This is a genomic window from Rhizobium sp. L43 (assembly GCF_002531725.1).
Taxonomy (GTDB): domain Bacteria; phylum Pseudomonadota; class Alphaproteobacteria; order Rhizobiales; family Rhizobiaceae; genus Rhizobium.
Genome location: NZ_NWSQ01000015.1, coordinates 84,497 through 109,831, shown reverse-complemented (window position 1 = coordinate 109,831; position 25,335 = coordinate 84,497). Strand labels below are relative to the sequence as shown.

Genomic DNA, 25,335 nt, shown 5'->3' with positions numbered 1-25,335 from the left:
GCTTTGGGAGGAGCCACAGTGGAAGCCAAGAGACTGCTGGAGTTCCAATCGATCACCAAAAGCTTCGGCGGCACGCAGGCGCTGCGTGACGTATCGATCGACCTGCGCGAGGGTGAAATCCTTGCGCTGCTGGGCGAAAACGGCGCCGGCAAATCGACGCTGATCAAGACGCTTGCCGGCATCTACAAGCCCGACAACGGCGACATCCTGTTTCGCGGCCAGAGCTACCATCATCGCCCGCCCAAACCGAACGAGCGGCAGCCGGTCGCCTTCATCCATCAGGATCTCGGTCTGATCGAGTGGATGACGGTCGGCGAGAACATGGGCCTGTCGCAGGGTTTCTCGATGCACCGCGGCCTGATCGATTGGAACAGAACACAGGCCCGCGCCAAGGAAGCACTGAAACTGGTCGGCTGCGATTTCGACCCGACGACACGGGTCTCGGCCCTGTCGCGCACCGAAAAATCGCTCGTCGCCATTGCCCGCGCGCTTGCCGTCGAAGCCGACGTTCTGGTGCTCGACGAGCCGACGGCGAGCCTTCCCGCCGACGAAGTCGATCGGCTGTTCAATGCGATCCGCCCGCTGAAGGAGCGCGGCGTCGGCATGATCTACGTCTCCCACAGGCTGGACGAGATTTTCCGCATCGCCGACCGGGTCGCCGTGCTGCGCGACGGCTGCATGGTCGGACAGAAGCCCGTCAGCGAAACGACCCCCGACGAACTGGTGACGATGATCATCGGCCGCAGCGGCGACAATCTCTTTTCCAAGACCGCGATCGCGCCCGGCAAGGCGATCGTCAAGGTTCGCGATCTCGTCTGCGCCGGTACGAGCCCTATATCCTTCGATATCCGGGAAGGCGAGCTTCTGGGGTTGGCTGGATTGCGTGGCGCCGGGCAGGAACGGATCGGCCGCGCGCTGTTCGGCTGCGAGCCCTTCAACGGCTCGGTTCTGCTGCATGGTGAGGCCCCGGACCTTTCGAGCCCGTTGCGGGCCATGGCATCGGGCATCGGCTTGATCGCCCGTGACCGGACGGAGGAATCCGTGGCGCTCTCGCTGTCCATTCGGGAAAATACTTATCTCAATCCGGGCGCCGTCGGGCGTAGGCTTTTGTCCTTCCTGTCGCCGCGCGGTGAAGCCGATCTTGCTCATAAGATCGGCCATTCCGTCGGCCTCAGGCCGAACGACCCGGATCTGCCGGTGGAGGCCCTGTCGGGCGGCAATCAGCAGAAAGTGGTCGTCGGCCGCTGGCTGGCGACCGGTCGCAAGCTGCTGATCGCCGAAGATCCGACCGCCGGCGTCGACATCGGCGCGCGTGCGGAGATCTACCGTCTGATCACCCAGGCGCTCGAGGCCGGTCTCGCGGTCGTCGTGGTGTCGACGGATTTCGAGGAAATCGCCCATATCTGCCACCGCGCGCTGGTCTTCTCGCGCGGCAAAATCGTCAGCGAACTGACTGGAAGCGCCCTGACGACGGAGGCGGTGATCACAGCCGCATCTGCGTCGGAAGCCGCTTGAGCCATCGGGAGAACAGCCATGCAATCCATTGAATCCACCGCGCTGGAGCCAACCAAGAGCGAAATGGCCGGCCTGTCCACGGGGCAGAAGATCGGACGCCTGATCCCGGTTTACGGGCTGGTGATCCTCACCGTCGGCCTGATCGTGCTCTTCTCGATCCTGCTGCCCGATACGTTCCCGACCGTGCTGAACGTCCGCTCAATCGTCTCCGACAAGGCAATCATTGCGCTTCTGTCGCTGGCCGCGATGATCCCGATGGCATCGGGACGCATCGATCTCACCGTCGGTTATGGCATCGTGCTCTGGCACATTCTCGCCATCAGCCTGCAGACGGCCTACGGCCTGCCCTGGCCGGTCGCCGTCCTGATCGTTCTCGCACTCGGCGTCTTCACCGGCTTCATCAACGGGCTGCTGGTCGAGGTCGCCAAGATCGACAGCTTCATCGCCACGCTCGGCACCGGAACCGTCCTTTACGCGCTCGCCCTCTGGCACACCGGCGGTCGGCAGGTGGTCGGCGTCCTGCCTGAGGGGTTCTATGCGCTGAACGGCACCATGCTGTTCGGCCTGCCGATCACCGGCTTCTACGTGCTGCTGATCGCCATCTGCATGTGGATCGTGCTCGAATACCTGCCGATCGGCCGCTATCTCTACGCCATCGGCGCCAATCCGAAGGCCGCCGCCCTCAACGGCATTCCGGTCCGCAAATTCGTGATCGGCGCCTTCGTCACCTCGGGGCTGCTCGCGGCCCTGACCGGGGTCCTTCTCGCCTCGAAGCTGCGGATCGGCCAGGCGAGCGTCGGCCTCGAATATCTGCTGCCGGCGCTTGTCGGCGCCTTCTTGGGATCGACGACGATCAAGCCCGGACGGGTGAATGTCTGGGGCACCTTGATCGGCGTCATCATCCTGGCGGTCGGCATATCAGGAATTCAGCAATTCGGCGGCTCGTTCTTCGTCGAACCGCTGTTCAACGGCGTGACCCTGCTGATCGCCATCGGCATAGCAGGTTACGCCCAGCGCAAACGCGGGGCTGTGAGGAGGATCACGCCCGCATCGAAATGATGCCGGATCGCCGGCATTTCATAACAAACAAAATGGAGGAGTGAACATGAAGCGCAGGACTTTATTGCAGGCAACGGTCGCAACCGTCGCCGTTATGCTCAGCATGCCGGCATTGGCCGATTCCATGGCCGACGCCAAGGCCGTGGTCGACAAATATGCTTCCAAGGTGAGCGCATGGGATGGCCCGACGACCGGCCCCAAGGGCGCTGCGGGAAAGAACATCGTCATCCTGGCCGCCGATATGAAGAACGGCGGCATCCTCGGCGTCGTCAACGGCGTTCAGGAAGCGGCAGGGGCACTCGGCTGGACGGTGAAGGCGCTCGACGGCGCCGGCTCGATCGGCGGGCGCACCGCGGCTTTCGGCCAGGCCATGGCGCTGAAGCCTGACGGTATCATCATCAACGGCTTTGACGCGGTCGAGCAGAAACCGGCGATGGAGGCGGCCAAGGCTGCCGGCATCCCGATGGTTTCCTGGCACGCCGCCTCGGCGGTCGGTCCGGTCCCCGAAGTCGGCGTTTTCGCCAACGTCACCACCGATGCGATGGAAGTATCGAAGTCTGCGGCTGATTGGGCCTTTGCCGATGCCGGCGGCAAGCCTGGTGTCATCATCTTCACCGACTCCACCTATGCGATCGCGATCGCCAAGGCCGACCGTATGAAAAAGGAGATCGAGGATCTCGGCGGCACGGTGCTCGAATATGTCGACACGCCGATTGCCGAAACCTCGCAGCGCATGCCGCAGCTGACCACCTCGCTTCTGCAGAAATATGGTGCGAAGTGGACGCATTCTCTGGCGATCAACGACCTCTATTACGACTTCATGGGACCTTCGCTCGCTTCGGCCGGCATTGCCGGCGACGGAAAACCGGTGAACGTCGCCGCCGGCGACGGTTCGGAGAGCGCCTATCAGCGTATCCGCGCCAAGCAGTTCCAGGCCGTCACGGTCGCCGAGCCGCTCAACCTCCAGGGCTGGCAGCTCGTCGACGAACTGAACCGAGCCTTCGCGGGCGCTCCGTGGTCGGGCTATGTGTCGCCGCTGCATGTGGTGACCAGTGCGAATGTCGAATTCGACGGGGGACCGAAGAACAGCTTCGATCCCGACAACGGCTATCGCGATCAATACAAGAAAATCTGGGGCAAATAAGCCTCCCAGCCGAGGGCGTATCGATCGATACGCCCTCACCTCCTGACATCACTGCAACATCGATCCGGCTCCGGCGAGTTTTGGAAAAGAGAACCTATGATCATTCGTTATGCTTTGTTTGAAGGCGAAATCCATCCCGGCCGGGAAGAGGAATTCCGCGACTTTGTCAGGCACCGGCTCGTCCCTCTGTGGACGAAATTTCCGGGCGCCGAGGAAGTCCGCGTGCTGGATGGAATGGAGCGCGACGAAGGCGCTCCCATCTATGCCATGGCGCTTGCCATTCGGTATCCCGATATGGATGCGGTCAACGCAGCCCTTCTCTCCGACGTCCGGTTCCAGAGCCGTGACGTCACCGGTGAACTCCTGCAGCTCTTCACCGGCAAGGTGCATCACCACGTCTTCTCGGCCAACGAATATCCGCCGGCCATTGCCTGACATCAGGCGCTTCCGTGGCTGCTGGAGCGATGGAAGCTGTCGGCGTTGGATAAGAGTATGGGTTGGGCAATCCATAAGGGCCTGCGACAGCAGTCGCAGGCCCTTTTCATATCAGGAAGCAGCCAGTCTTGCCGACGCGATGGTTTCGGCTGTCCGACCTTTGGGACAATTTTTCATAAGCGGCGCCATTATTAAATCAAATAGTCTATATGTTTTATAGATAATGCCCCATTTTACCGCGCATCGTTCCTGCTGCCAGCAATCCGAAACGGGAAGATAGACGATGACGTCGCTTCGGGTGCTGGCGACACGGGCAGTCATATGATCGGGAAGGCCCTCCTCGCCTTCCTTCTTCCAACCACACAGAACTGCAGCATCGCATGAGCACTCATTCCGAATTTCTCTGGTATATTCCCAACGACGTCAGACCCGGTCATCGCGGCGATTCCGCCGTCGACAATCACAACAGCCTGGATACGCTGACCAGCCACGCGCGGGCGTTGGAAGAGCATGGTTGGAAGGGCGCGCTCATCGGCACCGGTTGGGGCCGGCCCGACACCTTCACCGTCGCGGCCTCGCTTGCCGCACGAACCACCACCTTCGAGCCGCTGATAGCGATCCGGCCGGGCTATTGGCGGCCGGCGAATTTCGCCTCCGCGGCGGCGACGCTGGACCACCTCAGCGGCGGGCGGGTGCGAATCAACATCGTCTCGGGCAAGGACGATCTGGCTGCCTACGGCGACAGCGAGAGCGATCAGGCGCATCGTTATGGCAGGACCAGGGAGTTCATGCGTCTGGTTCGCAGATTGTGGACCGAAGAAAACGTCACCTCGGCAGGCGAGCACTTCCGCGTCGCCGAATCCACCGTGGTGCCGCGCATCGAGGTCCGTGGCGACCGTCGCCACCCGAAATTCTATTTCGGCGGTGCCTCGGAGGCGGCCGAGCGGGTGGCCGCAAGCGAGGCCGATGTCCAGCTCTTCTGGGGTGAGCCGCTCGACGGCGTCCGTGAGCGGATCGGCCGGCTCAAGGCCTTGAGCCGGGAATTGGACCGCGATCTTCCACCGTTGGAATTCGGCCTGCGGATCACGACGCTGGTCCGCGACACCACCGAACAGGCCTGGGCCGATGCCGAGGCGAAGGTCGCCGAGATGGCCGGAAGCAAGGGGGCCGGCTGGCACGACCACCAGCGCGTGCTCGCCGTCGGCCAGCAACGGCTGCTCGAACTGCATGAGCGCGGCGACGTCCTCGATGACAATCTCTATACCGCGCCGGGCAAGTTCGGCGGCGGTGGCGCCGGCACCACCTGGCTGGTCGGTTCGGCGGCGGATGTCGCCCGCTCGCTGCGCAAATACCAGGATCTCGGCATCACCCATTTCGTGCTGTCCGACACGCCCTATCTCTCCGAGATCAGGCGGCAGGGCGATCAGCTTCTGCCGCTGCTGCGCGGCTGACGCTGAAGGGGGCGGTAAGCATCGTCTACACTCGCATAGTGCATCTAAAAAGATTCGCGAGTGTCACTAGTCGTTCCCCGAGATCATGGTTCGAATCGGGTGCAGGAGGAGTAAAGCCGTCCAGTTTTACAACATAGGATGTACGGCAATTGTGCTAAGCAACTTATCATACTCTTCCTGGTGCGAGGATCTGCCCATTTTACGCACAAAATGCCAACGAAATATCCGAAAGGCGCAGGAGAATGACGCCCTGTCGGCTCCGTTTACCCTCTCTAAAATATATTCCACTAAATTTTCTGATGTCGGAGCGACGGTCTCAGGATCGTCACCTACGCCATGATGGCGCACTGGGCACCCGAAATCTCGCAAATATCGACGTTGTTACTTTGACGCACCGCCTCGCATCTTGGGCGCGATGGCTCCGCGCACTCATTGGGTAAACGCGCAGGGCGCATGCCAATGGCATCGTTCCGGCGCGAATATGACGAGTGACCCTGGCGGCCAGACAGTTTCAACAAACCTCGCCCACACGATGGAGGGTGCGAATGAAGAGCATTAAGAGTTTCGGGATCGCGGTGCGTCTCGCCCTTGGTTTCAGCTTCCTGATCTTGCTGATGGCCGGCCTGAGTATTTATTCGGCGGTGCAGGTCGCTGAGATCAACAGCAATCTTGGCACGATCAACGACGTCAACAGCGTCAAGCAGCGCTTTGCCATCAACTATCGCGGCAGCGTCCACGATCGGGCGATTGCCATTCGCGACGTCACCCTGGTGACCTCTGCCGATGAACGGAAGAGCGCCGAGGCATTGATCGAAAAGCTGGCGGCGTCCTACGCCGAGAACGAAAAGCGCATGGCGGACATGGTTGCATCGCCGGCAGGTGCGACGGATCAGGAAAAGACCATTCTCAGCGAGATCGCCGACATACAGGCGAAAACCAATCCGCTGGTGGCTCAGATCATTGCGCTGCAGGAGAAGGGCGATGGCGAGGCGGCCCGCAAGATCCTGCTCGAACAGGCGAGACCGGCCTTCGTTGCGTGGCTCGGCGCCATCAACAAATTCATCGACTATCAGGAAGCGCTGAACAAATCGATCGGCGGCGAGGTGCGCAGCACGGCAAGCGGCTTCAAGCCGGTCGTGCTGACGGCACTGGGCATCGCAGCATTTCTTTCGATCGTCGCTGCCGCGATTACCGCGCGCACGATCGTCGGCCCGCTGGCAAAACTGCAGCTTTCGCTGAAAGCGATGGCGGAGGGCAATCTCGACGGCGACCGTCGTCTCGAAGCGCGGGGCGATGAAATCGGCAAGCTTGCGCGCGCCGTCGCCGGCTTGCGCGACGCCATCTCGGCAAAGGCCGAGCGGGAAGCCGACACGGAGGCCAAGAGAGCTGTCGCGGAACGGCATCGGCTCGAGCAGGATGCCGATGAACGCCGCACTCTTGCCGAGCAGACGGACCGGGCCGTCGGCCAGCTCGGCACTGCATTGCAGGCGCTGGCCAACGGCGACCTGACGCAGCAGATCGACACGCCGTTCATCCCGTCTCTGGAAAAGCTCAGAGCCGACTTCAATACCGCGGTCGAAAAGCTCCGCGCCGCCATGCAGAAGGTTGCCCAGAACGCCAGCGCCATCGCCGCCGGCGCACAGGAAATCCGATCCTCCTCGGACGATCTCGCCAAGCGGACCGAACAGCAGGCCGCCTCCGTCGAGGAAACCGCCGCCGCCCTGGAGGAGATCACCACCACCGTCGCCGACTCGAGCAGCAGGGCGCAGGAAGCAGGACAGCTCGTTCGCAAGACCAAGGACAGCGCGGAACGCTCGGGCAACGTCGTTCAGGACGCAGTCAATGCCATGGGCAAGATCGAATCCTCCGCCACGGAAATCGGCAGCATTATCGGCGTCATCGATGAGATCGCCTTCCAGACCAACCTGCTTGCGCTGAATGCCGGCGTCGAAGCCGCCCGCGCCGGTGAAGCAGGCAAGGGGTTCGCCGTCGTTGCCCAGGAGGTGCGCGAATTGGCGCAACGTTCCGCCAAGGCCGCGAAGGAAATCAAGGAACTGATCAATGCTTCGAACGGCCACGTGAAAAGCGGCGTGGCCTTGGTCGGCGAGACCGGCAAAGCCCTGAAAGAGATCGTCGCCCAGGTGCAGCAGGTCGACGGCAATGTCGGCGCCATCGTCGGCGCTTCGCAAGAGCAGGCAACGGGGCTGAAGGAAATCAACACCGCGGTCAACAGGATGGATCAGGGCACGCAGCAGAACGCCGCCATGGTGGAAGAAGCGACAGCCGCCGCCCATAATCTCGCCAAGGAAGCCGACGCGCTGTTCCAGCTCCTGGGCCAGTTCAGCATTGGCGGCGCTGCTGTGGCGGCACCCAGGCGCATATCGCAGCCCGCTGCCGCGGCACAACATGCTCAGCCCGTTTCCTCGCCCGCCCGCCAGATGATTGCCAAAGTCGGCAAATCGTTCCAGTCGAACGGCAATGCGGCCTTGGCCGGCGATTGGGAAGAGTTTTAAATCGCACTGATTTCTCTCCAGCTTCCGCTGGACGGCGAATGCGAAGGGCAGCGTGAGCTGCCCTTCGCATTTTCATCTTACGCCCGGACCGGAGCCTTGGCCGGAAGCAGCGCGTTGACCACGACCGCGACGCCGATATTTGCCGCAAGCGCCAGCAGTCCGGTATAGACGGTGAAGGGTTCACCGCCGAGGCTGATCAGGTGCAGCGGCTTCCAACCGGCATCCCAGACGAGGACGGTGCCGCCGCAAAAGCCGACGAACCAGCCGGCAAGCAGAGCGGGTGCACGGAACCAGTTGGTATAGAGACCGAAGACCAGGGCCGGAAGCGTCTGCAGGATCCAGATGCCGCCGAGCAACTGCAGGTCGAGTGCGAACTGCGTCGGCAGGAAGATGATGACGAGAAGCGCGCCGACTTTCACCACCAGCGACGTCACCTTCGCGACCTTGGCCTCGCCCGCATCGCTGACTTTGGGATCGACATAGGCCTTCCAGAAATTGCGGGTGAAGAGATTGGCGGCGCCGATGCTCATCACTGCCGCCGGCACCAGCGCGCCGATGGCGATCGCCGCAAAGGCGAAGCCGGAGAACCAGCCGGAGAATAGCGTCTTGAACAGCGTGGGGACGACGTCATTGGCGCTGTCGAGCTTCAGGTTGGCGGCATGGCCCATATAGCCGAGCAGTGCGAGAAGGCCGAGCAGCAGCGTATAGGCAGGCAGCATGATCGCATTCTTGCGGATCGTCTTGCCGCTGTTGGAGGCAAAGATGCCCGTCAGCGTATGCGGATACATGAAGGCCGCAAGCGCCGAACCGAAAGCGAGCGTGGCATAGGCGACATACTGGTTGCCGCCGAGCAGCAGGTTGCCGGAGCCCTTGGCCTGGAAAGCCGCATCGGCCGAAGCGAAGACATTGGCGTAACCGCCGAGTTTCGACGGGATCAGTGCGACGGCTGCGATCACCACGATATAGATCATGATGTCCTTGACGAAGGCGATCAGTGCCGGCGCGCGCAGGCCGGCAGAGTAGGTGTAGAGCGCCAAGACGATGAAGGCGATCGCCAGCGGCAGTTCGCCATGCAGCCCGAGCGCCTTCAGGACCGCCGTCATGCCGACGAGCTGGAGGGCGATGTAGGGCATGGTGGCGATGACGCCGGTTGCCGCCACGGCGAGTTCGAGACCGCGCGATCCATATTGGCCATGAACGACGTCTGCGGCCGTCACATAGCCGAAATCCTTTGCGCGTTTCCACAATACCGGCATGACCATGAAGACGAAGGGATAGACGACGATCGTATAGGGCAGCGCAAAGAAGCCGTAGGCTCCGACGGTATAGACCAGCGCCGGGACGGCGATGACGGTATAGGCGGTATAGAAATCGCCGCCGACGAGGAACCAGGTGATCCAGGTGCCGAAATTGCGGCCGCCGAGGCCCCACTCATCGATATGGGCCAGCGTCTCCGGCTTGCGCCAGCGGCTGGCGACGAAGCCCATGACGGTGACGAGGGCGAAAAAGAAGATGAAGACGGCCAGCGCCGTGCCGTTGATGTCAGTCGTCATGGCGCGTGCTCCGATAGGCGATCCAGGTCAGCGTCGCAGTGATCGGCACCCAGAGGAGCTGATACCAGTAGAAGAAGGGAAAGCCGAAAAGCGACGGCTCGCGGAGATTGTAAAATGGCGGCCAGAGCAGACCTATATAGGGAATGATCAGCAGCCAGAGCGCTGCCTTGCTACGTGGTTTTTCCATGTCGGGATCCCTTTCAGGCGCCGCGGGTAGCGGTCGCCATGTTCCAGTTGTCGGCGTGGAAGGCAGGTCTGTCAGCCGGCGGCAGCAGCAGGCCCGGTTCGGGTCGCTCGAGCTTTTCCGGATGTTCGGAAGCTGATGTAACGCATGTGAATTCCTCCCAACGGCCAGCACTTGGCCAGCCGTGAATGGAGTCCTAGGGCGCTGGTTTCATCCCCACAAGATGGGTGCCAGGGTGAAATGCCGGGGCCTACCCAGAAGTGGGTAGGCGCGAATTCGCGTCGACTTTCGCGACGATGCCATGGTCGAGCGCATAGCGGATGAGGCCCGCCGTCGTTGCGATGCCGAGCTTTTTCTTGAGGTTCTTGCGATGGGTTTCGGCCGTGGCGGAGCTTATCCCGAGCGCCTCGGCGATCTCGCGGTTGCTCCTGCCGGCAACGATCAGTCCGAGAGTGTCACGCTCACGCGGTGTCAAGGGATCGCTCCCCTCCTCCGCGCGTTCGCCCATCAGCGTGTCGAAGACGCCCGAGGAGAAATAGGTGCCCCCGCCGGCGACGGTTTCGATGGCCGAGACGATCTCGTCGGTCGAGACGTCTTTGAGGACGTAACCGGCGGCGCCATGCATGACCGACGAGGAAATATACTCGCGGCTGTCATGCATGGAGAGCATCACGACGCGGGTCTGCGGAAGTTCGGTTCTGAACAGTTCAATCGCATCGATGCCGCTGAGCTTCGGCATGTTGATGTCCATCAGCACTACCTGCGGCTGGACCTGCCGGGCGATGTCGAGCCCGGTTTGGGCGAGCCCGGCAGTGCCGGCGACTTCGATATGGTCGAATGTTTCGAGCACGGCCTTCAGCCCGTCGAGCACCAGCGGATGATTGTCGATCAACAGCACCTTGATCTTGGGGCGTTCCGTCATGCGGCTTCCGCCTGCCGGTCGGCGGGACGATTGGCAGACTTCGGCAGCATCGCCGTCAGCGTCGTACCGGCCTCGCTGCTGTTGATCAGCAACAGGCCGCGGAAGTGCGCCATCCGTTCCTGCATGTTGCGCAGGCCGAGGCCCGATCTGCCGGATGCGCTGTCCTTGCTGCCGTCGAAGCCCGCGCCGTTGTCCGATATCGTCATACGGGCGCGGCCGTTGTCGCTCCAGAGCTTGACCGCGAGCCGGGAGGCGCCCGAGTGCCGCTCGACATTGTTGAAGGCTTCCTGCGCGACGCGATAGAGCGCGGTGTTGGCTTCGGCTTTCAGCGTATCGGTGAACGCGGAAGCGTCGATTTCCGTCTCGATCCCCGTCCGCTCGGCGAAATGATAACACAGCGCCTCGAGCGCCGCCGTCAGGCCGAGGTCATCGAGCACGCGCGGGCGCAGATCATGCGAGAGCCGCCGGATCTCCTTGATGGCGCCGTTCAGCGCCTCGACGCCGCGGTCGATGGTGACGGCCGCATCGTCGACATTGGTCCTGACCTTGCGGCCGGCGAGATCCATCGCATAACGCACACCGACGAGATTCTGGGAAATGCCGTCATGCAATTCGCGCGCAAGACGGGCGCGCTCCTCTTCCTGGGTATCGATCACCCGCTGCGTCAGCTCCTTGAGCCGGCTGTCGGCCATGCGGCGCTCATGGAACGTCAGCAGCATGCAGGTGGTGAACACGACGAGCACCGAAGGGACGGCGATCAGGGCTACGATGACGAAGGTCCGCCGGATGTTGGCGCGCATCACTTTATTGGCGGCGGCACTTTGGGCAAAGACGTCATCCAGGTAGACGCCGGTTCCCACGACCCAGTGCCATTTGTCGAGGCTGACGACGAAGGAGAGCTTGTCGGCGATCTGTCCGGTCGATGGTTTCTGCCATTTGTACTGATGCAAGCCGCCGCCGGCTCTTGCCGTGGCGATCAGTTCGGCAATGACCTTGTCGCCATCCGGATCGGTGAGATCGAGCCAATTGTGCCCATGCCGGAAACTCTGGCGCGGATGGACAATATTGTTGCCGTCGTAATCGTAGACGAAGAAATAGCCGTCCTTGCCGTAATCGAGCGAGGTTAGAATCTCAGCCACCTGCTGCTTGGCAGCTTCGTCGTCGGCCCCGGCCTTGTCATAGATCGTCTGGATGGCGGAGAGGGCAAGATTGGTCAGGTTGAGGATCTCGGCCTCTTTGGTCTTCAGCATGTTCTGCTCGAACGTGTCGATGCTGTTCTTGGCAAGGTTTGCCGATTGCCAGGTGATGAAGGTGGTGATCGCAAGGATCGAAATGACGAGCGGAACGATCGCCAATGCGATGATCTGGTGTCGGAGCGTCAACGATCATTCCTCCCGAGAATGTGCGCCCGGAATTATGCCCTTTGTCATATGTGAGTCCAGCGGCTTGTCCGCGCGGCCGGACCAATGCGGTCGCGCCATCACTGTTCCAGGGGCACAAACAGGCCGAGCTTGACGTCGCGCAGCACGACATTGGTGTGCATGCGACGGATCTGCGGGTTTTCAGCCATGATCAAGGCGGCGATATCGTCATAATGCTCGACGTCGCGGGCGGTGACGATCGCGATCAGATCGACCGCGCCGGTGACATAATAAACCTGCTGGATGTGATCCTGCTTTTCCGCCCAGAGGCGGAACTTCGCCAGAGCGTCGTAATTGTCCCGCTCGATCTCCATCCCGACGATGAACACCATCGATGTCCCGGTCGCCTTGCGGTCGACGACGGCCACCTCCGCCTTGATGATCCCTTCCTCGCGCAGCCGCTTCAACCGTCGCTGCACCGCCGAGACCGACAGCCCGATCCGTTCGGCGATGGTTTCGGCCTTCAGCTGGCAGTCGCGCTGAACGATATCGAGAATGTCGCGGTCAAAACGATCCAATTGTTCCATTGTCCAAGTCCCAATTCCTGCCTCAGCCCTTCACGCATTCTGCCGCATTCGCCGCGTGAAGAAGATTATTTTGCACAAATTATGCAGAAGAGACAAAAATTGCGCGAAAAAACCGCGCATTTTTATCATTATCCTTCGCAAATTCAGTTCAGCCGGAACCATGCATGTCGGATCAACCCTTTCCTGCTCTTCGCGTCGAAGATCTTCATAAAAGCTTCGGCTCGCAACAGGTTCTCAAGGGTATCTCGACTGAGGCCCATAAGTCGGATGTCATCTCCATTATCGGCTCGTCAGGTTCTGGCAAGAGCACCTTCCTCAGATGCATCAATTTTCTGGAAATGCCGGATCGCGGCCGCATTGCCGTGAACGGCGAGGAGGTCGTGCTGAAAGCCGGCCGCGGCGGCCACCTGCAGCCGCAGAGCTGGCGGCAGATCGAACGGCTGCGGACCGGTCTCGGAATGGTCTTTCAGAGCTTCAATCTCTGGGCTCATCGCACGGTGCTGGAAAACGTCATCGAGGCGCCTGTGCATGTCATGGGGATATCGCGGCCGGAGGCGATCGAAAAGGCCGAGGCGCTGCTCCACAAGGTCGGGCTCTTCGATAAGCGCGATACCTATCCCGCCTTCCTTTCCGGCGGCCAGCAGCAGCGTGCAGCGATTGCCAGGGCGCTCTGCATCGACCCCGATGTCATGCTGTTCGACGAACCGACGTCGGCACTCGATCCGGAGCTGGTCGGCGAGGTCCTCAAAGTCATCCGTGATCTCGCGGAAGAAGGCCGGACCATGCTGATCGTCACGCATGAAATGCGCTTCGCCCGCGATGTCTCGAGCCGCGTTCTCTTCCTGCATCAGGGTCGGATCGAGGAAGAAGGCCCGCCGGAGCAGATATTCGGGGCGCCCGTCAGCGCCCGCTGCCGGGAATTCACCGGTCTCAGCACCCATTGATGCCCACATCGATAACCCAAACCAGGAGAATCCTGCGAATGAAACTGCTCCCCATGCTTTTTGCCGGTGCGGCACTTGCGCTTTCGGCCGTCACCGCCCAGGCCGAAGTCCGTTTTGGCGTCATGAACGAATCCTATCCGCCCTTCTTCGCCAAGGACGCTTCCGGCCAGTGGCAGGGCTGGGAGATCGATCTGATGAACGCCGTCTGCGCGGAGATGAAGGAGAAATGCTCGATCGTCGACATTTCCTGGGATGGCCTCATTCCGGCTCTGCAGAGCAAGAAGTTCGACGTGATCTGGTCGTCGATGTCGAACACCGCGGAGCGCTCGAAGGTGATCGACTTCACCGATAAATATTACAACACGCCGAGCACCTTGATCGGTCCCAAGGACCAGAAGCCGGGCGCCACCGCCGAGGATGTGAAGGGCAAGACCATCGGCATCCAGGTGTCGACGATCCAGTCGGAATATTACAAGAAGTATTTTGCCGGCGCCGCCGATGAAAAGACCTACCAGACGCTCGACGAGGCCTTCCAGGATCTCGCCTCCGGCCGTATCGACTACGTCTTCGGCGATTCGCTGGCGCTCGATGCGTTCCTGAAAAGTGACGGCGGCAAGGAATGCTGCGCCAAGATGGGTGATGTCGCCGACGACAAGGAAATTCTCGGCGCCGGCGTTTCGGGCGGTCTGCGCAAGGACGATACCGAGCTGAAAGCCAAGCTGAATGCTGCGATCGCTGCGGTTCGCGCCAATGGCCAGTATGACGCCATCACCAAGAAATACTTCGACTTCGACATCTACGGCGCGAAGTAAGCAGTCCTGGAGATGGCGACCGCGCAACAAGGCATTCTGGACCTGCTGTCTCCCTATCCTCCGGGATGGGGCGGCGTCCTGCTGACGGGCGCGGTTTCCACGATCGCCATCTCGGCCTGCGCCTTCGCGATCGGCCTGCTGCTCGGCACGGGCGGCGCGCTTGGAAAGCTTTCGGGTAATCGAGTGCTCCGCCTGCTGCTCGATCTCTATACCACGGTCATTCGCGCCGTTCCCGAGCTGATCCTGATCGTCGGGCTCTATTATGCCGGCACCGATGGCCTCAACCGGCTTCTGGCGGCCTTTGACCTGCCGCCGGTCAACGTCAACGGTTTCGTCGCGGCCGTCGCGGTGCTGGGCTTCGTGCAGGGCGCCTATATGACGGAGGTGCTGCGCGGCGCGATTCTTGCCATTCCCGTCGGCCAGATCGAGGCCGCCAAGGCCTTCGGCATGGGGCCGATGCTGCGGTTCCGCCGCGTCCTGCTGCCGGCGCTTTTGCCGAACGCGCTGCCGGGGCTTGCCAATCTGTGGATGTCGATCACCAAGGACAGCGCACTGGTCGCGGTCGTCGGCTACCAGGAACTGGCGCTCGCCACCCGGCTTGCCGGGGCGAGCACCAAACATTACTTCGTGTTTTTCCTGGCTTCGGCCCTTCTCTACCTTGCCATCACGCTTGTTTCCAACGTCGTCTTCAAACTGATCGAGGGACGGGTACGGCGGGGGCAGCCGCGCCTTGCCTGAAGAAAGCGCCCCATGAGTTTCACCTGGATCTCTTCCTATTGGCCGCTGCTTCTGACGGGCGCCTGGCAGACTGTTGCGCTGCTTGTCATTTCCGTTGTGTTCGGCTTCACCATCGCCATCGGTCTCGCCTTCGCGCAGGTCAGCGGCGGCAGGCTGACGCGGCTTCTCGCCCGCGGCTACTGCACCTTTTTCCGCGGCACGCCGCTGCTGATCCAGCTTTGGCTTCTCTATTACGGCGTCGGCTCGCTGCTGCCCCTGATCCCCGGCATCCGCCAGAGTCTGTTCTGGCCGATCCTGCGCGAGGGCTTCTTCTTTGCGGCCGTCAGTTTCACCCTGAACTACGCAGCCTATGAGGCCGAGGTGCTGCGCGGCGCGCTGCTTGCGGTTCCCAAGGGTGAGCTCGAAGCCGGCCGGGCCTTCGGCCTGTCGCCCTGGAAGCTGACCCGCCGCATCTGGCTGCCGCGCGCCATTCGCATCGCCCTGCCGACCATCGCCGGAGAGATCGTCATGCAGCTGAAGGCGACGCCGCTCGCCTTCACGGTGACGGTGATGGATCTCTACGCGGTGGCCAACAAGGTTCGCCAGGACACGCTGCTGGTCTACGAACCGCTGCTGGTCGTGACCGTCTTCTATCTCGTCCTGACCGCCGTGATCGCCCGCGTCTTTCGAGGTCTCGAAGCGCAGGTGCCGGTTCGCCGCTAGGCCGGCGGAAGCTCGCCACATTGTTTTGAAAAGTCCGCCGCCGGTGACGGAGCGACAGCATGAATGGAGACTATCTCATGAGCACAACGCGAATTCTCGATGGCGGCATGAGCCGCGAGCTGCTGCGGCTCGGCGCCGAGTTGAAACAACCGGAATGGTCGGCGTTGGCGCTGATCAACGCGCCGGATATCGTCCGCGAGGTGCATAAGGAATTCATCGCCGCCGGCTCTGAGGTCATCACGACGAACAGCTATGCGCTCGTGCCCTTCCATATCGGCGAGGATCGGTTCCAGAAGGAGGGCGCGGCGCTGATCCGTCTCGCCGGTCGCCTGGCGCGCGAGGCGGCCGATACCGTCACCAATCGCAAAGTGCTGGTCGCCGGCTCGCTGCCGCCGGTCTTCGGCTCCTACGAACCGCAGAATTTTCAGCCGTCGCGGGTACAGGATTATCTCACGGTGCTTGTCGAAAACCTCGCGCCCTTCGTCGACATATGGCTCGGCGAGACGCTGAGCCTGATCGCCGAGGGCGAGGCCGTCCGCCAGGCGGTGGCGGCATCAGGCAAGCCGTTCTGGATCGCCTTCACATTGGCGGACGACGAGGCGGCGATCGGGGGCGGCGAGCCCAAGCTTCGCTCCGGGGAAAGCGTCGAGGCGGCGGCATCCTGGGCGGTCTCATCAGGCGCCGAAGCCTTTCTGTTCAATTGCAGCAAGCCTGAAGTCATGCAGGCAGCCGTCGAGACGGCGGCGCGGATGTTCCGCAAGGCGGACGCTCGGATCGAAATCGGCGTCTATGCCAATGCCTTCGAAGGGGAAACGGGCGACGCGGCCGCCAATGAAGGTCTGCACGATACCCGCGACGATCTGAATGACGATACCTATTCGCGTTATGCCTGCTCCTGGGCCGAAGCCGGCGCGACGATCATCGGCGGCTGCTGCGGTATCGGGGCTGCCCATATCCATCGCCTCAGCAAGACGCTTTTACGCTGAAACGGCAGGTTGGCGGCGGTTGCCATGCCGCCGCTGCCACCGATCGGGATGATGGGTGCCGTTATTTTCCAGTGCCGGAACGTGCTTTATCCCGGCGAAAAGCCTGCTGATAAATAACTTGATTTATTTGATCATCTTTTATACCTCGACCTGGCATTTTAACCGATGGAAGGTCGTCATGAATTCTAGATCCGTGGCCAGCTGGCTGGCTGCCTCGCTTATTTCTGTTTCCGCTGTTTTCTTCGCACCGTCCGCCATGGCGGAACAGAAGACGATCACCGATGTGATCGGCCGTGCGGTGAAGGTCGACCTTCCGGCCAAGCGCGTGGTCCTCGGCTTCTATTTCGAGGACTACATGGCCGTCGGCGGCGAGAAGGCCTATGATTCCGTGGTCGGGATTTCCCGCGAGGCATGGGAGGGGTGGGTTCCCGCAAACTGGAAGATGCACCTTGCCCACCGCCCTTCGCTCGGCGAGATCGCCGATGTCGGCGAGGTGGAAGCGCAGACCTTTTCCATCGAGAAGGTGTTGAGCCTCAATCCCGATCTGGTCATTCTGGCCGAGTGGCAGTACCAGGCGCTCGGCCAGGACGCCCATCGCCTTGAAGAGCACGGGATTCCGGTGGTCGTCGTCGACTACAACGCCCAGACGGTCGAGCGCCATGTCGCCTCGACCCAGCTTTTCGGGGAGCTGACCGGCCAGGACGCACGCGGCAAGGAGATCGCCGATTTCTACGCCGGCGCACTGAAGGACATCACTGACCGTGTCGCCGCATCGGGCAAGCCCAAGCCGAAGGTCTATGTCGAATTCGGCAACAAGGGACCGGCGGAATATTCCTTCACCTACGGCAAGAACATGTGGGGCGCCATGTCCACCGCAGCCGGTGGCGACAACATTGCGGCACCCCTAGTGGAATGGTGGGGCGCGATCAATCCGGAGCAGGTGCTGGCGTCGAAGCCCGATGCCATCTTCATTTCCGGCCGTGAGAACAACAAGAGCCAGACGGCTCTGCCGATGGGAGAGGGCGTGAAGGCCGAAGAAGCCCGCGAAAAGCTCAAGGCCTTCGAAACCCGCCAGGGCTGGAACGACCTGCCCGCCGTCAAGAACGGCGAACTCTTCGGCGTCTATCAGGGCGCGTCCCGCACGCTGTCGGATTTTGCGATGGTGCAGTATATCGCCAAGCAGCTCTATCCCGAGCAGTTCAAGGATGTCGATCCGGTTGCCAACTACCTCGGCTATTACAGGAAGTATCTGCCGGTGGTTCCCGAAGGCACTTTCGCCATTGCCGTCAAGGGTTGATCCTGATCTCCCCACCCCCCGCGAGCGCCATGCCTCATGGCGCTCGTTTTTCGTCGCGACAAGGCTTCCCATGACCGCTACCTCCAATGCCGAAGCGATCGGCGCGCACCGGCTGCGTGAGCGCAGGCGCTGGCGCAGCCTGCTGATTTTCGTGCTTCTGATGGCGGTATGCCTGGTTCTCGACATCGCCACGGGCCCCTCGCTGCTGTCGCCGGCCGAAGTGGTGCGGTCGCTCACAGGGCTCGGCGAGCGGGCGGTGATGACTGACGCCATCGTTCGCGGCCTGCGCCTGCCGATGGCGCTGATGGCGCTTGCCGTCGGCGCAGCACTCGGGGCCGGAGGCGCGCAGATGCAGACGCTTCTCAACAATCCGATGGCCAGCCCCTATACGCTCGGCATGGCGGCGGCGGCCGGCTTCGGGGCAGCGCTGGTCCTGGCGCTCGGAGGCTTGGGCCTCGATCCGATGATCGCCGTGCCGCTCGGCGCTTTTGTCTTCTCCATGCTGGCGGCGCTGTTTCTCTTCACGCTCGCCTCGATGCGGCGGATGACGGCGGAGACCATCATTCTCGGCGGCATCGCCCTGCTGTTCCTGTTCCAGTCGCTTCTGTCGCTGATCCAGTTCCTTTCGTCGCCGGAGCTGTCGCAGCAGATATTGTTCTGGCTGTTCGGCAGCCTGACGAAAGCAACCTGGTCGACACTCGGCCTGACCGCAGCCGTGACATCCGTCTGCTGCGCCATGCTGATGGCCGATTCCTGGAAACTGGCCGCCTTGCGCATGGGCGAGATGCGGGCCGCGAGCCTCGGGGTCAATGTCCGGCTGCTGCGCATGAAGGTCCTGGTCATCGTTGCTGTGATGACGGCGACCGCCACGAGTTTCGTCGGTGTGATCGGCTTCATCGGTCTCGTCGCCCCGCATATCGCCCGCATGACGGTGGGCGAGGATCAGCGCTTCTTTCTGCCGATGTCGGTTGTGTCAGGTGCGCTGATGCTGTCGGCGGCCTCCGTCGTGTCGAAATCGATCATTCCGGGCGCGCTGTTTCCGGTCGGCATCGTCACCGCCATCGTCGGCGTGCCGTTCCTCCTATGGCTGATCTTTGCGCCGAAGAGATCCGGCGCATGATCCGTCTCGAAAACATTGCCATCGAGCGCGGCGGGCAGAGAATCGTCTCCGGCATCGACACCTGTCTCGAGGCCGGCAAGATCCATGCCGTCATCGGCCCCAATGGCACAGGCAAGACCACGCTTTTGCGGGCGCTGTTCGGCGACCTGCCGCTGGCCGAGGGCAGGCTGACGCTTGGCGCCAGCAGCCTTTCGGCCGTACGGACGAGCGCGCGGACGTTGAAGTCATGGCGCGAGAGCTTCGCCTATATGCCCCAGGACACGGCCGCCGACATCGCGCTTACGGTTCTCGAAGTCGTGGTTCTCGGCCGGCTTGGCCGGCTTTCGCTGCACATAGACGACGAGACGCTCGACATGGCGATGACGCGCCTGTCGCAGGCCGGCATTGCCCATCTCGCCGGGCGCGACATTGCCTCGCTCAGCGGCGGGCAAAGGCAGATGGCGCTATTTGCGCAGGTGCTGATGCGCGCGCCGAAAGTCATGCTGCTGGACGAACCCGTCAGCGCCCTGGATCTGAAGCACCAGATCGCCCTGCTCGACCTCGTCCGCCGCGAAACGCGCGCCAACGGCTGGGTGACGATGGTCGTGCTGCATGATCTCAATCTGGCCTGCCAATATGCCGATAACCTGCTGGTGATCGCGGATGGCACGATGAAGGCGAGCGGTCATCCGCAGTCGATCGTCACGCCGTCGCTCATTGCCCAGACTTACGGCGTGGATGTCGAGGTGCTGCGCGACCGCCGCGGCCAGCCCGTCATTCAGCCGCTGGTCGCCGAGAGGGTGTGAGTCCCGCCGCGTCCGCGGCTTCGTTCATTCCGCTTTCGGCGCCGTCTTCTGCAGCTCGAGGAGAAGCTCGATCAGCTTCGGCGCCATCACCCGGATTTCCGAGAGATGGACGGCGCTCAGCCTCGTCAGAAGCTCGTCGGCCTTCTCGGTCAGGAGGAGAGTCTGCCGGCGCCTGTCGGCCGGGTCGGCATGGCGTTCGACCAGTCCGGCATCCGACAGCCGTCCGACGAGCTCGGTCGCCGTATGGGGCGCGATGATCAGCCGCTCGGCCAGCATGCCGATGGTCATCGCTTCGCTGCCGCGTTGTCCCTTGATCGCCAGCAGCGCCTGATGCTGCTGCACGGGCAGTCCTTCCGACTGGGCGGCAGAGGCGCTGAAGTCCATGAACTGGCGAAGCGCGAAGCGGAGGTCGGCGAGCGCTTGGTAGTCCTCCTGTCTCAGCGGCGGCGGGATTCTCTTCACACTCATCTCCTCTGCCGCTTGCGATCCGCAGCGCGCGAATTGTTCCCGAAGCTGAATAGATGCGCACCCGACAACCGGTCAAGTGAAGCATCTTCACGCGACATTTTCACCTCTGCGCATTGATCCATTGATTTATATCGTATCACGATATAATGAGCGCCGCTCAAGCATCCCCAATTCCGCGTAGCAGAGGCTTCCATGGCGCAGCATCATCTAAGCAACCGGCCGCATGATTTCACCGGCGGTCTTCCCCGGCGCGAGGCCGGGGATTTCACCACCGACAGGCGGGTCCTCCTGCTCGTCGGGATGTCCATCATCGTCGGCACCGCAGGCGCCTTTGCGGCCTGGTGTCTCGTCAGCCTGATCGCGCTGGTGACGAATGTCATCTGGTTCGGAGAGATCGGCATTCAGCCCAACACTCTGGCTGCCGTGCCGCGCTCGCTGTGGGTGGTGCTGGTGCCGCCGCTCGGCGGGCTCATCATCGGCCTGATGGCCCGCTTCGGATCGGAGAAGATCCGCGGCCATGGTATTCCCGAGGCGATCGAAGCGATCCTGATCGGCGGCAGCCGGATGTCGCCGAAGGTCGCCGTGCTCAAGCCGCTGTCCTCGGCAATCTCGATCGGAACCGGCGGGCCGTTCGGCGCCGAGGGACCGATCATCATGACCGGCGGGGCGATCGGCTCGTTGTTTGCCCAATTCTTCCACATGAGTGCGGCCGAGCGGAAGACGCTGCTCGTCGCGGGTGCGGCCGCAGGCATGACTGCCATTTTCGGTTCGCCGATCGCCGCGGTCATGCTGGCGGTCGAACTGCTATTGTTCGAATGGAAGCCGCGCAGCTTCATTCCCGTCGCCGTTGCCGCCTGCGTGTCGATCTGCTGGCGTCCGCTGCTGTTCGCCACCGGCCCGCTGTTCCCGACCCATTTTCAGGTGGCCCTGCCCTGGTGGGGGATTTTCGCCTGTGCGGCGATGGGCATCATCTCAGGCCTGCAATCGGGATTGCTGACGACGCTGCTCTACCGCATCGAGGACCTGTTCGAAGCTCTGCCGATCCACTGGATGTGGTGGCCCATGCTTGGCGGCCTCGTCATCGGCCTCGGCGGCCTGATCGAGCCGCGGGCCATGGGCGTCGGCTACGACATTATCGATGGCCTGCTCAACAACCGGCTGCTCGCACCGGCTGTCATGTCGATCCTGCTGGTGAAGACGGTCATCTGGCTGTTTGCCTTGTCGTCGGGCACCTCGGGCGGCGTGCTTGCTCCCCTGCTGATTTTCGGCGGCGCTCTCGGATGGCTGGTCGGGCTTGTCATGCCGGGCAATGATCCGGGCTTCTGGGCGCTGCTCGGAATGGCGGCGATGATGGGCGGAACCATGCGCGCGCCGCTGACCGGAACCTTCTTCGCGATGGAGATCACCGGCGACGTCAGCACGCTCGTTCCCCTGCTTGCCGCCACGGTGGTCGCCTATGCCGTCACCGTCCTTCTGCTGCGCCGCTCGATCCTCACCGAGAAGATTGCGCGCCGCGGCCAGCACATCACCCGCGAATATGGCGTCGATCCGTTCGAACTCTCGCGCGCAAGGGAGATCATGATCAGCGATGTCGACACGCTTCCCGTCACCATGACGGTCGGAGAGGCCTGCGATTTCTTCGCCTCCCGGCAGAAGACGCACCGGATCTACCCGGTGGTCGATGCGGCCGGCCGGCTAGCCGGCATCGTGTCGAGGGCCGACGCTTTGCTCTGGCAGGGGAATCCGGACCTCGCCAGTCAGACGCTTGCGGAAAACGTGTCGGACGCATCGGTTCCTGTCGGGCATCCCGATGATACGGTCGCATTCATCGCCGATCTGATGCTGTCGACCGGCGACGGACGCATTCCGATCGTCGATCCGACCTCAGGGAAATTGTGCGGCCTGATCGCCCGCAAGGATCTGCTGCGGCTGCGCAGTTCCTACCGATCGGCGGAACTGGATCGGCGGCCCTATCTGACGGCCGGAGCGAAGAGCAAGTCGCGATAGCGGTCCGCGGGCGTCCTCCGCATCGCTACTGCTGCTGCCGCGCGCCGCATGGATCAGATCCCATGCGGTGCGCTGACGCCCGAAGACGTCAATGCAGTCCGAACAGGTTCAGCAACTCTTCGCGGTGTCGGACGAATTCCGGGGCGCTGCGGTCGCGCGGGCGCGGCAGGTCGATGTCGATCAGACGCGGCTCGGCTCCCTTTTCTCGTGGCAGGATCAGAATCCGGTCGGCGAGATAAATCGCCTCCTCGAGATCATGGGTGACGAGAATGGTCGTCACGTCCTCGTCACGCCAGATCCGGGCGAGTTCCTGCTGCATGCCGATCTTGGTCATCGCGTCGAGCGCGCCGAGCGGCTCGTCGAGCAGCAGGATCTCCGGCTGGACGGCAAGCGCCCGGGCGATGCCGACGCGCTGGGCCATGCCGCCGGAGAGCTGCCGGGGATAGGCCGCCTCGAACTGCTGCAGACCGACAAGCTTGACATAATGGCGCGCCCGTCCCCTCGCCTGCTCACGCGACAGGCCTCCTGTTTTCAGCCCGAAGGCCACATTGTCGAGCACATCAAGCCAGGGCAGAAGGCGCGGTTCCTGGAAGATGACGGCGCGCTCGGCGCCGACGCCTCGTATCGCCTTGCCGTCGACCAGGACTTCTCCGGTATCTGAATCCTCAAGTCCGGCCAGAACCCTGAGCAGGGTCGTCTTGCCCGAGCCGCTGGCGCCGACGATGGCGAGGCTTTCGCCGGAGCGGACGTGGAGGTTGACATCCCTGAGAACCTGTAGAGGTGCCCCGTTCAACCTGTAGGATTTGGAGAGGTGACGGATCGTCACCTCTCCGCGACGCGTGTCCTCAGCGATGCTCATCATCATTCCTCAGTTGCTTGCCGGCTTGGCGTCGACGGTCAAGAGGATGTCCTTGGCGGCCAGCTGGCCCTGCTTCAGCTTGCCTTCGCGAACCAAGACGTCGATCCAGAACTGGATGTCGCGCTCGACCGGCAGGCCGCCGGCACGTACCCCATAACCTCGAAAGTATTGTGCGATATCAGCGTTCTCACCACGCTCGCTGAGCGCCTTGGCGAGGATCTTCTTGGTTTCCTCCGGATGCTCGCGGGCGTAATCGAGCGCGCGAGCCGACTGCTCGACGAATATCTTTGCAGCTTCAGGATGCTCGCGAGCGAAATCGCGGCGCAGGACCACGAAGCCCCCGGCGATGTCTCCAAGCACGTCGGTATCGTCGAAAATCGGACGCAGGCCGCCATTCTTCAGCGCAGCCCCCTCGAAGGTCGTCTGCCAATAGCCGAAGGCGGCAATATCGACCTGTTTGGAGCGCAGCACCTGCTCGAGCTGCGGCCCGGGAACGACAAGCTGATTGGCTGCGTCCGCCGGCAGGCCGACGGAATGCAGGGCTTCGCGGATGGTATAGTCGAGATGGGCGCCGAGTGTATTGACCGCGATGCTCTTGCCGGCAATGTCCTTGATACTCTTGATCGGGCTGTCCTCCAGCACGTAGAAGGTCGACTGCACCTCGTTATTGATGCCGTTTGAGGGATAGGCGGCGACGAAATCGTTGCCGCCGATGATTGAATTCAGAACGGCGGAGGTTGCGGCGCTGCCGATCTCGACATCACCGGATGCCAGAGCAATCAGAGAGGCCGGGCCGCCCTGGGCGTAGCCGACATTTTCGAGCGTGATGCCCGTTCCGTCGAAATAGCCGAGTTCGGCGGCCAGTTCATGGGCGGCAAGACCACCCTGGCTAGCGAGATAGCGCAGCTTAACCGTATCGGTGGCTGCGGCCGGCGTGGCTAGACCGAGAGCGATCACTGCCGGCAGGAGGAGGTGGCGGGGATGGAATGTCATGTGGTGGGTCCTTTCGGAAGAGAAAAATCGGTGAAAGCAGGTTAGCGGCTCGGCTGAGACCAGCGGCAGAGACGGCGCTGCAAGAGAACGAGCAAGGCATTGGCGGCAAGCCCGAGGAAGGCGAGCAGAAGGATCGCCGCAAACATCAGCGGGATCTGGAAATTGTACTGGGCATTCATCACCTGGAAGCCGATGCCCTTGTTGGCGCCGATCATCTCGGCGGCAATCAACAGCAGAAGCGCAGTCGTCGCCGAAAGACGCAGGCCGACGAAGATCGCCGGTACCGACGCCGGCAGGATGACGCGGCGGAAGATGGTCAGCGGTCCGGCGCCATAGGTCCGCGCCATCTCGATGAGCTTCTTGTCCACTTCCTTGACGCCGCCGATCGTGGCGAGCAGCACCGGAAACAGTGTCGCCCAGAAGATCACGAAGATCTTCGATGTTTCGCCGAGGCCAAGCAGCAGGATGAAGACCGGGTAGAGCGCCAGCGCCGAGGTCTGGCGGAAGAGCTGCAGGATCGGATCGAGCGCCTGTTCGACCGCACGAACCTGGCCCATGAACAGGCCAAGCGGAATGCCGATCACCACGGCAAAGGCGAAAGCGGTTCCGGATCGCTGCAGGCTGATGGCGATGTCATCCAGCAGCGCGCCGTTGGCAAGGTTGGTCCAGAGAGCCGACAGGATCACGTTCAAGGGCGGGAAGACGGCGGGATTGACCCAGCCCCTGGTGCTCGACACCTGCCAGAACACCAGGAAAGTGATGAGCAGGCCATAACGCGGCAAAAGCGATGCGAGGACGCCGCGCACATGGGATGCGAGGACGGAAACGTTGCTTTCGCGGTTTTTCAGGCGCCCGAAGCTTCTCGGAAGAGTCTGGTTGATTTCATAGGCCATGGATTTG

The 25,335-nt window shown here is 62.3% G+C and carries 24 protein-coding genes; 15 read left to right on the top strand and 9 right to left on the bottom strand.

Annotated elements, in window-relative coordinates; all coding sequences use genetic code 11:
* The first annotated feature begins 18 nt into the window (after positions 1-18).
* The 6 genes from CO667_RS20555 (at position 19) to CO667_RS20530 (ending at position 8,117) form a co-directional block, all read left to right on the top strand.
* Positions 19-1,515 carry a sugar ABC transporter ATP-binding protein gene (locus CO667_RS20555; RefSeq protein ID WP_097620108.1) on the top strand — a complete coding sequence of 499 codons (1,497 nt, stop codon included), beginning with the start codon at positions 19-21 and terminating at the stop codon, positions 1,513-1,515.
* Positions 1,516-1,533: 18 nt separating this feature from the next.
* On the top strand, positions 1,534-2,574 hold the full coding sequence (locus tag CO667_RS20550) for an ABC transporter permease (RefSeq protein WP_097620107.1): 1,041 nt from the start codon (positions 1,534-1,536) through the stop codon (positions 2,572-2,574).
* A 46-nt stretch (positions 2,575-2,620) separates the two neighbouring features.
* Positions 2,621-3,718 (top strand): substrate-binding domain-containing protein, encoded by a 1,098-nt coding sequence (locus CO667_RS20545; RefSeq protein ID WP_097620106.1) that lies wholly within the window; start codon positions 2,621-2,623, stop codon positions 3,716-3,718.
* 96 nt (positions 3,719-3,814) lie between these two features.
* Positions 3,815-4,153: a hypothetical protein gene (locus CO667_RS20540; RefSeq protein WP_097620105.1), complete on the top strand. Its 339-nt coding sequence runs from the start codon at positions 3,815-3,817 to the stop codon at positions 4,151-4,153.
* Positions 4,154-4,533: 380 nt separating this feature from the next.
* The gene (locus CO667_RS20535) at positions 4,534-5,604 is read left to right on the top strand and encodes an LLM class flavin-dependent oxidoreductase (protein WP_097620104.1); all 1,071 of its coding nucleotides are present in this window, start codon (positions 4,534-4,536) and stop codon (positions 5,602-5,604) included.
* Between the two features lie 545 nt (positions 5,605-6,149).
* The gene (locus tag CO667_RS20530) at positions 6,150-8,117 is read left to right on the top strand and encodes a methyl-accepting chemotaxis protein (RefSeq protein ID WP_097620103.1); all 1,968 of its coding nucleotides are present in this window, start codon (positions 6,150-6,152) and stop codon (positions 8,115-8,117) included.
* 77 nt (positions 8,118-8,194) lie between these two features.
* Here the strand turns inward: CO667_RS20530 and mctP are convergent, their stop codons facing one another.
* The 5 genes from mctP to CO667_RS20505 all read right to left on the bottom strand — a co-directional run bounded on the left by mctP (position 8,195) and on the right by CO667_RS20505 (position 12,724).
* On the bottom strand, positions 8,195-9,670 hold the full coding sequence (gene mctP, locus CO667_RS20525; protein ID WP_097620102.1) for a sodium:solute symporter family monocarboxylate transporter: 1,476 nt from the start codon (positions 9,668-9,670) through the stop codon (positions 8,195-8,197).
* Positions 9,660-9,857: a DUF3311 domain-containing protein gene (locus tag CO667_RS20520; protein ID WP_003572258.1), complete on the bottom strand. Its 198-nt coding sequence runs from the start codon at positions 9,855-9,857 to the stop codon at positions 9,660-9,662. Before CO667_RS20520 ends, mctP begins: the two co-directional genes overlap by 11 nt.
* A gap of 247 nt (positions 9,858-10,104) precedes the next feature.
* Positions 10,105-10,776, bottom strand: a complete 672-nt coding sequence (locus CO667_RS20515; protein WP_097620101.1) for a response regulator transcription factor — start codon at positions 10,774-10,776, stop codon at positions 10,105-10,107.
* Positions 10,773-12,158, bottom strand: a complete 1,386-nt coding sequence (mctS, locus tag CO667_RS20510; protein WP_097620100.1) for a sensor histidine kinase MctS — start codon at positions 12,156-12,158, stop codon at positions 10,773-10,775. The genes CO667_RS20515 and mctS overlap by 4 nt, the downstream gene beginning before the upstream one ends.
* Positions 12,159-12,256: 98 nt before the next feature.
* Entirely contained in the window at positions 12,257-12,724 is a 468-nt protein-coding gene (locus CO667_RS20505) for an Lrp/AsnC family transcriptional regulator (RefSeq protein WP_097620099.1), read from the bottom strand.
* Between the two features lie 164 nt (positions 12,725-12,888).
* Between CO667_RS20505 and CO667_RS20500 the strand changes: the two genes are divergently transcribed.
* The 8 genes from CO667_RS20500 (at position 12,889) to CO667_RS20465 (ending at position 20,108) form a co-directional block, all read left to right on the top strand.
* Positions 12,889-13,668 carry an ATP-binding cassette domain-containing protein gene (locus tag CO667_RS20500; protein WP_097620098.1) on the top strand — a complete coding sequence of 260 codons (780 nt, stop codon included), beginning with the start codon at positions 12,889-12,891 and terminating at the stop codon, positions 13,666-13,668.
* A gap of 38 nt (positions 13,669-13,706) precedes the next feature.
* Positions 13,707-14,480: a transporter substrate-binding domain-containing protein gene (locus CO667_RS20495; RefSeq protein ID WP_097620097.1), complete on the top strand. Its 774-nt coding sequence runs from the start codon at positions 13,707-13,709 to the stop codon at positions 14,478-14,480.
* 12 nt (positions 14,481-14,492) lie between these two features.
* Positions 14,493-15,218 (top strand): ABC transporter permease subunit, encoded by a 726-nt coding sequence (locus CO667_RS20490; RefSeq protein WP_097620096.1) that lies wholly within the window; start codon positions 14,493-14,495, stop codon positions 15,216-15,218.
* 12 nt (positions 15,219-15,230) lie between these two features.
* Entirely contained in the window at positions 15,231-15,920 is a 690-nt protein-coding gene (locus CO667_RS20485; protein ID WP_097620095.1) for an ABC transporter permease, read from the top strand.
* Between the two features lie 77 nt (positions 15,921-15,997).
* Positions 15,998-16,906 (top strand): homocysteine S-methyltransferase family protein, encoded by a 909-nt coding sequence (locus CO667_RS20480; protein ID WP_097620094.1) that lies wholly within the window; start codon positions 15,998-16,000, stop codon positions 16,904-16,906.
* Positions 16,907-17,084: 178 nt separating this feature from the next.
* Positions 17,085-18,203, top strand: coding sequence for an ABC transporter substrate-binding protein (locus CO667_RS20475; protein ID WP_097620197.1), 1,119 nt, complete (start codon positions 17,085-17,087; stop codon positions 18,201-18,203).
* Between the two features lie 70 nt (positions 18,204-18,273).
* Entirely contained in the window at positions 18,274-19,323 is a 1,050-nt protein-coding gene (locus CO667_RS20470) for an iron ABC transporter permease (protein ID WP_097620093.1), read from the top strand.
* Entirely contained in the window at positions 19,320-20,108 is a 789-nt protein-coding gene (locus CO667_RS20465) for an ABC transporter ATP-binding protein (protein ID WP_097620092.1), read from the top strand. Before CO667_RS20470 ends, CO667_RS20465 begins: the two co-directional genes overlap by 4 nt.
* A gap of 24 nt (positions 20,109-20,132) precedes the next feature.
* Here CO667_RS20465 and CO667_RS20460 read toward each other — a convergent pair whose 3' ends face one another.
* A complete protein-coding gene (locus CO667_RS20460; RefSeq protein ID WP_097620091.1) occupies positions 20,133-20,570 on the bottom strand; it encodes a helix-turn-helix domain-containing protein in 438 nt (145 codons plus the stop codon).
* Positions 20,571-20,768: 198 nt separating this feature from the next.
* On the opposite strand from CO667_RS20460, the gene CO667_RS20455 reads away from it, so the two are divergent.
* Positions 20,769-22,583 (top strand): chloride channel protein, encoded by a 1,815-nt coding sequence (locus tag CO667_RS20455; protein WP_097620090.1) that lies wholly within the window; start codon positions 20,769-20,771, stop codon positions 22,581-22,583.
* An 88-nt stretch (positions 22,584-22,671) separates the two neighbouring features.
* Here CO667_RS20455 and CO667_RS20450 read toward each other — a convergent pair whose 3' ends face one another.
* From CO667_RS20450 to CO667_RS20440, 3 genes are read right to left on the bottom strand one after another with little or no spacing between them, the layout of a single operon-like run.
* Positions 22,672-23,442: an ABC transporter ATP-binding protein gene (locus CO667_RS20450; protein WP_097620196.1), complete on the bottom strand. Its 771-nt coding sequence runs from the start codon at positions 23,440-23,442 to the stop codon at positions 22,672-22,674.
* Positions 23,443-23,451: 9 nt separating this feature from the next.
* Entirely contained in the window at positions 23,452-24,435 is a 984-nt protein-coding gene (locus CO667_RS20445) for an ABC transporter substrate-binding protein (RefSeq protein ID WP_097620089.1), read from the bottom strand.
* 41 nt (positions 24,436-24,476) lie between these two features.
* Positions 24,477-25,328: an ABC transporter permease gene (locus CO667_RS20440; protein ID WP_097620088.1), complete on the bottom strand. Its 852-nt coding sequence runs from the start codon at positions 25,326-25,328 to the stop codon at positions 24,477-24,479.
* Positions 25,329-25,335 lie beyond the last annotated feature (7 nt).